This is a genomic window from Pseudonocardia sp. DxW (genome assembly GCF_058448985.1).
Genome location: NZ_JBZFLK010000015.1, coordinates 48,340 through 58,020, shown reverse-complemented (window position 1 = coordinate 58,020; position 9,681 = coordinate 48,340). Strand labels below are relative to the sequence as shown.

General features: G+C 74.7%; 11 protein-coding genes. 8 read left to right on the top strand and 3 right to left on the bottom strand.

Annotation, left to right across the window (positions count from 1 at the left end):
• Positions 1 to 8: 8 nt before the first annotated feature.
• The 4 genes from hpaD to ACVJO7_RS22590 all read left to right on the top strand — a co-directional run bounded on the left by hpaD (position 9) and on the right by ACVJO7_RS22590 (position 3,679).
• Positions 9 to 1,058: a 3,4-dihydroxyphenylacetate 2,3-dioxygenase gene (gene hpaD / locus ACVJO7_RS22605; RefSeq protein WP_491674529.1), complete on the top strand. Its 1,050-nt coding sequence runs from the start codon at positions 9 to 11 to the stop codon at positions 1,056 to 1,058.
• 49 nt (positions 1,059 to 1,107) lie between these two features.
• Positions 1,108 to 1,749 (top strand): DedA family protein, encoded by a 642-nt coding sequence (locus tag ACVJO7_RS22600; protein ID WP_491674528.1) that lies wholly within the window; start codon positions 1,108 to 1,110, stop codon positions 1,747 to 1,749.
• 143 nt (positions 1,750 to 1,892) lie between these two features.
• A complete protein-coding gene (locus ACVJO7_RS22595; protein ID WP_491674527.1) occupies positions 1,893 to 2,954 on the top strand; it encodes an ATP-binding cassette domain-containing protein in 1,062 nt (353 codons plus the stop codon).
• A complete protein-coding gene (locus ACVJO7_RS22590) occupies positions 2,951 to 3,679 on the top strand; it encodes a hypothetical protein (protein ID WP_344018253.1) in 729 nt (242 codons plus the stop codon). Before ACVJO7_RS22595 ends, ACVJO7_RS22590 begins: the two co-directional genes overlap by 4 nt.
• 15 nt (positions 3,680 to 3,694) lie before the next feature.
• Here ACVJO7_RS22590 and ACVJO7_RS22585 read toward each other — a convergent pair whose 3' ends face one another.
• The gene (locus tag ACVJO7_RS22585; RefSeq protein WP_491674526.1) at positions 3,695 to 4,387 is read right to left on the bottom strand and encodes a TetR/AcrR family transcriptional regulator; all 693 of its coding nucleotides are present in this window, start codon (positions 4,385 to 4,387) and stop codon (positions 3,695 to 3,697) included.
• Positions 4,388 to 4,983: 596 nt separating this feature from the next.
• Here ACVJO7_RS22585 and ACVJO7_RS22580 point away from each other — a divergent pair.
• Positions 4,984 to 5,136, top strand: coding sequence for a hypothetical protein (locus tag ACVJO7_RS22580; protein ID WP_491674525.1), 153 nt, complete (start codon positions 4,984 to 4,986; stop codon positions 5,134 to 5,136).
• A gap of 66 nt (positions 5,137 to 5,202) precedes the next feature.
• Here the strand turns inward: ACVJO7_RS22580 and ACVJO7_RS22575 are convergent, their stop codons facing one another.
• Complete coding sequence (locus ACVJO7_RS22575) at positions 5,203 to 6,669, bottom strand: amidase (RefSeq protein WP_491674524.1); 1,467 nt, start codon at positions 6,667 to 6,669, stop codon at positions 5,203 to 5,205.
• Positions 6,670 to 6,804: 135 nt separating this feature from the next.
• Positions 6,805 to 7,323 carry an SRPBCC family protein gene (locus tag ACVJO7_RS22570; RefSeq protein WP_491674523.1) on the bottom strand — a complete coding sequence of 173 codons (519 nt, stop codon included), beginning with the start codon at positions 7,321 to 7,323 and terminating at the stop codon, positions 6,805 to 6,807.
• 323 nt (positions 7,324 to 7,646) lie between these two features.
• On the opposite strand from ACVJO7_RS22570, the gene ACVJO7_RS22565 reads away from it, so the two are divergent.
• Genes ACVJO7_RS22565 through ACVJO7_RS22555 form a run of 3 tightly spaced genes read left to right on the top strand, consistent with a single transcriptional unit; the run spans position 7,647 to position 9,642 of the window.
• Positions 7,647 to 8,009: a GntR family transcriptional regulator gene (locus ACVJO7_RS22565; protein ID WP_344018243.1), complete on the top strand. Its 363-nt coding sequence runs from the start codon at positions 7,647 to 7,649 to the stop codon at positions 8,007 to 8,009.
• The gene (locus ACVJO7_RS22560; RefSeq protein ID WP_344018240.1) at positions 8,006 to 8,896 is read left to right on the top strand and encodes an ABC transporter ATP-binding protein; all 891 of its coding nucleotides are present in this window, start codon (positions 8,006 to 8,008) and stop codon (positions 8,894 to 8,896) included. Before ACVJO7_RS22565 ends, ACVJO7_RS22560 begins: the two co-directional genes overlap by 4 nt.
• Positions 8,893 to 9,642, top strand: coding sequence for a hypothetical protein (locus tag ACVJO7_RS22555; RefSeq protein WP_491674522.1), 750 nt, complete (start codon positions 8,893 to 8,895; stop codon positions 9,640 to 9,642). Before ACVJO7_RS22560 ends, ACVJO7_RS22555 begins: the two co-directional genes overlap by 4 nt.
• Positions 9,643 to 9,681: the final 39 nt, after the last annotated feature.

Below are 9,681 nucleotides of genomic sequence, written 5' to 3'. Positions count from 1 at the left end.
GACCGCAGATGAGCACATCGACCACCGCCCCGCCGGACGTGATCCGGGCCGCCTACGCCGAGCTCGTCGTGACCGATCTCGCCGCGGCCCGCCGGTTCTACGTCGACGTCCTCGGCCTGGTCGTCACCGCCGAGGAGCCGGACGCGCTCTACCTGCGCGCGTTCGAGGAGTACCTGCACCACAGCCTGGTGCTGCGCCGCGGTCCGGTCGCGGGCTGCGCCGGACTCGCCTACCGGGTGCGCACCCCGGCCGACCTGGACCGGGCGGAGACCCATCACCGGGCGCTCGGGCTGCCGGTCGAGCGGTGCGCCGCGGGCACGGTCCGCGGGACCGGGGAGACGGTCCGGGTGACCGACCCGCTGGGCTTCCCGGTGTCGTTCTTCCACGACGCCGAGCACGTCGAGCGGTTCACCCGCCGCTACGAGCTGCACGGCGCCGGCGCGATCAGCCGGATCGACCACTTCAACCTGGTCACCCCGGACGTGCCCGCGGCCCAGCGCTACTACGAGGGCCTCGGGTTCCGGGTCGCCGAGGACATCGCCGACGCCGCGGGCACGGTCTACGCGTCGTGGCTGCACCGCAAGGCCACCGTGCACGACGTGGCGCTGACCGGCGGCGACGGACCGCGGCTGCACCACGTCGCGTTCGCCACCCAGGAGCGCAGCCAGATCCTGCACATCTGCGACCGGCTCGGCGCGCTGCGCCGCCCGGAGGCGATCGAGCGCGGTCCCGGCAGGCACGGTGTGTCGAACGCGTTCTACCTCTACCTGCGTGACCCGGACGGGCACCGGATCGAGATCTACACCCACGACTACTACACCGGCGACCCGGACAATCCGGTCGTGCACTGGGACGTGCACGACGAGCAGCGTCGGGACTTCTGGGGCGGCGCCGTCGTGCCGTCCTGGTACGCCGAGGCATCGGCGGTGCTCGACCGGGACGGCATCCCCCGGCCGCTCACCGAGCGGACCGAGGCCCGCGAGGCGCAGGTGACGGTCGGCGCGGACGGTTTCGCGCACTCCGCCGCGGGCGGTTTCAAGCTGGGCGACCAGGTCTGAGCGTGCCCGGCCCGCCCGCCGATTTCCCGTCACGTGCACCATGGTGTGTGTGACGCAATGGGTGTTCGACATCGTGGACCGGCTCGGGGCGGCCGGGATCGGGTTGCTGATCTTCCTGGAGAACGTCGTCCCGCCGATCCCGTCGGAGGTCGTCCTCCCGTTGGGCGGCTTCCGTGCGTCCACCGGCGCGATGGACCCGGTCGCGGTCTGGGCGGCGGCCACGATGGGGGCCGTCGCGGGGGCGCTCGTGCTCTACGCGCTCGGCGCGATGCTGGGCTTCGACCGGGTGCACCGGCTGGCCGGGAACCGCTGGTTCATCCTCTCCAGCCAGAAGGACCTGGAGAAGGGCCTCGACCTGTTCGAGCGCTACGGCAACTGGTTCGTGCTGTGCGGCCGCTGCATCCCGATCGTGCGGAGCCTCATCTCCATCCCGGCCGGGATCGCCGGGATGCCGCTGCTGCGGTTCGTCGCGCTGTCCACCCTCGGCAGCTCCGTCTGGAACGCGCTCTTCGTCTATCTCGGGTTCGCGCTCGGGGAGCGCTGGGAGGTCGTCGAGGGCTACATGTCGCCGTTGAGCAAGATCGTCGCGGTGCTCGGCGCCCTGGTGCTGGCCTGGCTGATCTGGCGGAAGGTCCAGCAGCGCCGGGCACGCGGCGGGGTGCAGGAGAAGGACGCGCCCGCCGCGCGCTGAACACCCCGGTCACTGCGGCGGACGGGTGATCACGAACGCCCCGCGTGCCGGTCCCACCACGGGGCGTGCCGGTGTGCTACCGGCCGACGGCCGGTGATCGCCGCTGTGCGAACCTGATCGGCAGCCAGCTGACGGACGGACAGGTGGAGGTGGTCGTGCGCCTCGTCGGCATCCACCACACCCACGCGTCCGGCATCGTCGCGCTGCGCGGCGTCGACCTGGTCGTGGATCCGGCCGCGCCGACGGTGCTGCGCGGGCCGGACGGCGCCGGCAAGACCACCCTGCTGCGGGTCGCCGCGGGCGCGATCGTCCCGACCGCGGGCGAGATCGAGGACCGGCCCGACGTCGTCGGGTTCCTGCCCGACCGGTTCCCGGCCCGGATGAAGCTGCCGCCCCGGCGCTGGCTCGACCACATGGCCCGGATCCGCGGGATCGACCCGGACGACGCCGGTGACCGCGCCGACGAGCTGCTCGAGGAGCTCGGCTACGCCGGCGCCGACGACGAGCCGATGGCCGAGCTGTCCCGGTCCGACGCCCAGAAGATCGGCCTGGTGCAGGCGCTGGCCTGCGACCCGGATGTCCTGGTGCTCGACGAGCCGTGGTCCGGGCTGGACGACGACGCCGCCGACGTGCTGACCCGGTTGCTGGCCGAGCGGTCCGGCGGCCTGCTGCTCACCGACCGCACCGGCACCGCCGCCGGGTTCGCCGGCGCCCGCCTGCACCGGCTGCGGCACGGCCGGCTGGCGGCCGCCTCCGACCCGGACTCGGTGCCGCTGCGGACGGCGCCGCCGCCCGGCTCGGTGATGCGGCTCGACCTGGCCTGCGCCGGGGACCCCCGGCCGGTGCTGGAGAGCCTGCCGCCCGCCCGGGTGGAGGCGGCGGCGCCGGGGCGGCTGACCGTGCGGGTGCCCGCCCCGGAGAGCGACGCCTGGCTGATGGCCGCGCTGGCCGCGGGCTGTGCGGTGCGGTCGGTCCGGCCGGTCCGCCGGGAGAACCCGGCGTCGGCCGGGCCGGGCGACCCGTCGACGGCGGACGGCCCGGCCCGTCCGCCCCGCGAGGACAACCCGCTGGCTGACGGCCCGTCCCGCCGCCCGTCGGTGCTGGACGGCCCGCCCCGCCCGCCCCGCTCGTCCCGCCCGCCCCGGGAGCCCGCGGCACCGGAGTCGCCGCGCCGCCCCCGCGGACCGGTGGAGCCGCAGTGGTGAGGCGGGCCCGGTCGGCCGTCGCGGTGGCGATGCTGCTCGGCGAGGACCTGGCCCGTTCGGAGCGGTTCATCGCCCCGGCGGTGCTCTACGTCGGCGTGGTCGCGTTCCTGTTCTCCGGTGACGCCGGCCCGCTGCCCGAGCCGTGGGCGGCGAGCGCGCTGCTGCTCTACCCGGTGGGGGCCTGGTTCGCGCACGCGCTCGCCGAGTCCGAGGACGACGTCGCGCGGACGGTCACCCTGTCCGCCGCGGGCGGGCCGCTCCCGGTGGCGGCGGGCGTGCTGCTCGCCGCGACCGCCGGGATCGCGGCGCTCGGCCTGGTCGCCGTCGTGTGGGGGGTGGTCGCGGCCTGGGGCACGGCCACCACCGGCGGCCTGCTCGACGGGATGCTCGCCCACCTGGCCTGCGGGATCACCGGTGCGGCGGTCGGCTCGGTGTTCGCCCGGCCGCTGTTCCGCAGCGAGGGCGCCGCGCTGATCGCGGCGCTGACCTTCCTGGTCGTCACCGGGACCCGGTCCTGGCTGCCGCCGGTCGGCACCGCGGCGGCGTCGATGGGCACCGGCCGCGGCGGGCTCGGGCCGTTCGGGGACCTGCTGCTGGCCGTCCTGGTGGCGGTGGCCGCACTGGCCCTGGTGGTGCGGGCCGAGCAGGGCGGGTTCGCGGCCTGGTGGGAGCGCTGGGACCGGCTGCGGGACCGGCTGCCCGACCGGTTCCGGTCCGGCGGCTGAGCCGGGGCCGGACCGTCAGACGTGCAGTCCGACGATCCGGCCCAGCCGTTCGACGGCCGCGTCGAACGCGGTGTCGCGGTGTTCCAGCACCTTCTCGAACTGGCCGAACAGCTCGAACGACAGGTGCCCGAACAGCCCGGTCCACGCGGTGATCACGGCGAGCAGGGTCCCGTCCGGCAGGTCCGGGGTGTGCAGTGCGGCGCGCAGCCGCGCGGCGTCGTCGGCCGGGCCGGGCGGCACCGGTGTCGGGTCGACGGTGAGCAGGCCGGCGGAGTGCGCGTCGGCGAGCAGCCTGCCCAGCGGTGCGATGCCGCGGGCCGCGGCCGGGACGGTGTCGGCCGGGGCCCGGTAGCCGGGCACCGGGGAGCCGTAGATCAGCGCGTACTCGTGCGGGTTGGCGAGCGCCCAGCTGCGCACCGCACGGGCCAGCGTGCGCCAGCGGTCGACCGGATCCGGCACGCCGTCGACCGCGGCCTCCACGGCGTCGGCCAGCGCGTCGTAGCTCTGCACGATCAGCGCGGTGAGGAGGTCGTCGCGGGTCGGGAAGTAGCGGTGCAGCGCCGAGGAGACCATGCCGAGCTCGCGGGACACCGCCCGCATCGACAGGGCGGCAGCGCCGGTGTCGGCCAGCTGGCGGCGGGCGGCCGCGGTGATCTCGGCGACCAGCTCGGCCCGGGCGCGCTCGCGGGCGGTGCGGGAGGCGTTCACCCCCGCACCGTAGACCACCGCCCCTGTCGTGAAGCAACGGTCCGAAAGAAGAGCAATGCTCTTGTGACTTCTGCTCCGTGGTGAGAGCGTTGCTCTCGTCACTACGACGAGGGGGATCGGGATGGACCGGACGGGATGGGGGCTCGCGGCGCTCGGCGGCGCGGGGGTGGCGTTCGCCGCGTATCCGGCGCTGCGACCGTGGACCGACGGACCGCAGGTGTGGGCGCAGCCGCTGTGGGTGCCGTCGCACCTGCTGGGGGTGGTCGGGTTCGCGCTGCTGGTGCCGGGGCTCGCCGCGGTGTGGGCCCGGCTGCGCGGCACGCCGGGGGAGCGGGCCGGCTGGGTGGCGCTGCTGGCGGCCGGGGCGGGTGCGGCACTCGTGCTGCCGTACTACGGCGCGGAGGCCTACGCGCTGGAGCGGATCGGCCTGCCGGGCTCCGGTGTCGGCGAGGCGCAGGCCGCGGCGCTCGCCGAGGGCGTCCGGCTGGGCCCGTACGCGGCCGCGACGTTCCTGGCCGGGCTGCTGGCGGTGGCCGTCGCCGGGATCGCGGTGGCGGTGGCGGTGCGCCGCGCCGGACCGGGGGGACCGGGGGGGTGTGCTGCTCGCCGTCGCGCTGGTGGGGTACCTGCCGCAGTTCTTCGGGCCGCCGGCGCTGCGGATCGCGCACGGGGTGCTGCTGGCGGCCGGCTGCCTGCTGCTCGCGGTGGCGATGCGGCCGGCGCCGCGCGGCGCCGGCCGCACGGGCTGATCGCACCCCGTCGCCCCGGTTCGCACCGGTCGCGGCGGGTGCGAACCGGGGCCACGGGGTGTGAACTCAGCAGTCCAGTGGCGGCCGGCGGAACCCGCCGAACTCCCGTTCGACGAGCTCGGCGAAGGCGAGGGTGGTGCGGTCGCCGTACATCGGGCCGATCGCCTGCACCCCGACCGGCAGCCCGTCGGCGGCCGGGCCGACGGGCAGCGCGGTCGCCGGCAGGCCCGGCAGGGTGGCGACGCCGGCCAGCGCGAGCTGATCGAAGTAGGGGTACCCGGCGCCGTCGACGGTGATCAGCCGCCCGGCCGGGGAACTGTGGTCGTGCGGGTGCGCGGTGGTCGGCGCGACCGGCGCGATCACGACGTCGACCTCGGCGAACAGCTCCCGCCAGCCCTGCTGGACGCCGGCCCGGTGCTGCTCGGCCGCGACCCGGTCGCGGTGGCCGAGCACGGCGCCGCGGACGCGCTCGGCGGCCAGGCCGCGGTCGTCGTCGGCGAGCTCGGCGGCCCTGGCGCGGGCCCGCTCGTAGGCGTCCGGCGGGTACCCCGCGGCGAGGCCGGACTCCAGCAGCCGCATGTACACCCGGGCCGCCCCGGCCTGGTCGGGCAGCAGCGGGCTGTCGCGCAGCACCGTGGCCCCGGCCCCGGACAGCGCCTCGGCGAACGCGTCGATCGCGGCCCGCACGTCCGCCGAGCAGGGCAGCAGCGGATGCCCGTCGAGGACCAGGACGCGGTGGTGGCGGAGCTCGGTGTGCCGGGCCGGCGGGAGGGTGAGCCGGTAGGCGATGCCGTGCGTGAGCTCGTCCGGCCCGGCGAGCACGTCGAGCAGCAGGGCGAGGTCCGCGGCGGTGCGCGCCATCGGCCCGATCACCGCGAGATCGTGCTCGGCGGGCAGCAACGGCAGCCCCGGCGGCGTGTGCCCGCGCAGCGGCAGCAGGCCGAGCGACGGCTTGTGCGCGTACACGCCGCAGCTGTGCGCCGGGTTGCGCAGCGATCCGCCGATGTCCGAGCCGAGCGACAGCGTCCCGTAGCCCGCGGCCAGCGCGGCGGCCGACCCGCCCGACGATCCGCCCGGCGTGCGGTCCGGGTCCCACGGGTTGCCGGTGGTGCCGTAGACGTCGTTGAAGCTCTGCAGGTCGCCCAGGTGCAGCGGCACGTTCGTGGCGCCCAGGACGACGGCGCCGGCGGCCCGTACCCGCTGCACCGCCAGTGCGTCGGTGTCCGGGACGGCCTTCTCGTGGCCCGGGATGCCCCAGGTGGAGGGCAGTCCGGCCATGTGGAACGACTCCTTCACGGTCATCGGCACGCCGAGCAGCGGCCGCCGTTCGCCGCGGGCGAGTGCGGCGTCGGCGGCGCGGGCGGCGTCGCGCGCCCGGTCGAGGTCCGGCACGCACACCGCGTTGAGCGTCCGGTCGTGCCGCTCGATCCGGGCGATCGCCGCGTCGGTCAGCTCGACGGCCGAGACCCGGCCCGCGGCCAGGTCGGCGGTCAGCTCGACGGCACTCCGCCAGGCCGGTTCGGTGTCGCTCATCGGGCCCCCGTCGTTCCACCCCGTGGGCGCTCCGGTGGCGCGGGACGGTGTCGCCGCCCCCGGGTGCCGCCAGTGTTCAGGATTCCGGCGGGTCCCGGCGACCGGGTTGCGGTTCCGCGGGGCCGTCCCGATGGCTCAGCGCGGGTAGTGCTGCGCCGTCGCGGCCAGGGTCGCCGCCCAGTCCGGCATCGGCCCGCCGGCCAGCACGGCGGCCAGCCGGTCCAGGTACCAGTGCCAGCCCGGCCCGGCGTCGGCCGGGCTGAACGAGGCGGGCAGCACCTGCTCGAAGTGCAGCACGGTGCCGGCATCACTGCCGCTGCCGGCGCCGGGTTCCAGCGACACCGACAGCTCCCACCCGGGCCCGTCGTCCTCGGCGACCCGCACCGCCAGCCGGTGCGGCGGATCGCACTCGGTGACCAGCGTCTCGGCGGGCGGCCCGCCGCCGTCCTCGTCGCTGGTCAGGCTCAGTGCGACGGTGCCGCCGAGCCGGGCGTCGCCGGTCCAGGTGCCGAACCAGCGGGCGCACCGCACCGGGTCGGTGATCGCCGACCACACCTCGGCGACCGGGTCCGGGAAGGTGCGCCGGAACACCAGCCGGTCCCGGCCGTCGGGCCCGCGGCGGACCTCCCCGGCCGGGCCGGGCGCGGCGCTCACCGGTCGCCCGGCAGGACGCACAGCTGCTCCGGCGGGCGGGCCACGGCCTCGCCGGGACCGCCGTCGCGCGCTCGCCGGTGGATCTCGTGGGCGTCGAGCAGGTCGTTCATCCGGGTTCCCTCCTGCGGTCGCGGGCCGGTCCGGTGCCGAGTACGTCGAGCCGCTGCGACGAGGAGCCGCGCAGCCGGCGCGTCGAGCACATGCAGCTGCAGCTTATATAAGTCAGAACAGAAATAGAAGCCGGACTGGACGGCCGGGTTCTTCGGCTCTATGGTTCATTACATGACTAATGAACCATCGCACTACAACACCGGGAGGTCGCCGTGAACGACGACGGTCGCCCGCTGTTCGTGCAGATCGCGGAGGAGATCGCCTCCGCGGTGGTGGACGGGACCTACCCGGAGGAGACCCAGGTCCCGTCCAGCAACGAGCTGGCAGCGTTCCACCGGATCAATCCGGCGACCGCCGCCAAGGGGCTCAACCAGCTCGTCAGCGAGGGTGTCCTCTACAAGAGACGGGGGATCGGGATGTTCGTCGCCGAGGGGGCGCGGACCCGGCTGCTGGAGAGCCGCCGGGAGGACTTCGCCCGGCAGTACATCGCACCGCTGGTGATCGAGGCCCGCAAGATCGGGATCGACGCGGAGCAGCTCAAGAAGATGATCGACGTCTGGGGGGACGACCGATGAGCGTGATCGCCGCCGCGATGCACGGCGTCACGAAGCGCTACAGCGACGTGACCGCGCTGGACGACGTCAGCTTCACCCTGCAGGAGAACCGCATCCACGGGCTGCTGGGCCGCAACGGCGCCGGCAAGACCACCGCGATGCAGATCCTCACCGCGCAGAACTTCGCGACGTCGGGCACCGCCGAGATCTTCGGCGAGCAGCCCTACGAGAACGCACGGGCGCTGGCCCGCACCTGCTTCATCCGGGAGTCGCTGAAGTACCCGGACGACTACAAGGGCCAGCACGTGCTCACCGCCGCCTCGCACGTCTACCCGCACTGGGACCAGGCGTTCGCCGACCGGCTGGTCGAGGAGTTCGGCCTGCCGCTGAACCGGGCCTGCAAGAAGCTCTCCCGCGGCCAGCACTCGGTGGTCGGGGTGATCATCGGACTCGCCTCGCGGGCACCGCTGACCTTCTTCGACGAGCCGTACCTGGGCCTCGACGCGGTCGCCCGGCAGATGTTCTACGACCACCTGCTCGCCGACTTCGCCGAGCACCCGCGCACCGTCGTGCTCTCCACGCACCTGATCGACGAGGTGTCCGACCTGATCGAGCACGTGGTGCTGATCGACAAGGGCCGGGTGCTGATCGACGAGGAGGCCGAGGCGCTGCGCGGCCGCGCGATCGTCGTCACCGGGCCGGTCGAGACGGTCGAGCGGTTCGCCCGCGACCACGTGGAGCTGCACCGTGAGCAGCTCGGCGGGTTCCTGCGGGTCACCCTGTCCGGCGCCCGCCCGGCCAGCTCCGAGCCGAACCTGTCGTTCGAGCCGGTCTCGCTGCAGCAGCTCGTCGTCCGGACCACCCAGCAGAACTCCGGAGTCCGCCTCGACCGGGAGGTCCTGTCATGACCGCCGCCACCGCAGGGCCGACGTCGCAGCCGGTGTTCTCCGGCGCCGACCGGGTGCTCGCCGCAGCCCGGCTCAGCACCGTCGCCGTCCGGGACCGGGTGGGCGGGGCCTGGCTGATCCTCGCCGCGGTCTTCGTGATCCACCAGGCGATCTGGTGGGTGATCCGGGCCAACGTGGGGGAGGAGGCGAGCGGCTTCACCGGCGCGCTGTCGTCGTTCTACTTCATCACGGCCAGCACCTACCTGGCGCTGATGACCCAGGTCATGCCGTTCGCGCTCAGCCTGGGCATCACCCGGCGGCACTTCTACCTCGGCACCTCGCTGCTGGTGGCCGCCGAGACGCTGTTCAGCGCGGTGATCCTGACGTTGCTGCTGCACGTCGAGCGGTGGACCGGCGGCTGGGGGCTACAGGTCCAGTTCTTCGAGATGGGCTTCATGGCGCAGTCCAACCTGCTCCTGCAGGTGCTCGCCTACTGGGTGCCGCTGGTGGCGATCTCGTTCCTCTTCCTCGCGATCGGTGCGGTGTTCCGGCGCTGGGGCCAGACCGGGGTGTGGGCGGTCTGCGTCGGGATGCTCGCCGTGGTGGCCGCGGTCGTCATGTACATCACCTGGCAGAACGCGTGGCGCTCGTTCGGGGCGTTCTTCGTGGAGACGCCCACGATCCTGCTCCTCGCCGGCTACCCGCTGATCCTCGCGGCGCTGTCGGTGGTCGGCGGATACCTGGTGCTGCGCCGGGCGCAGCCCTGATCCGTCCGATGATCCACGACCGGGTGGGGGACCCGGTCG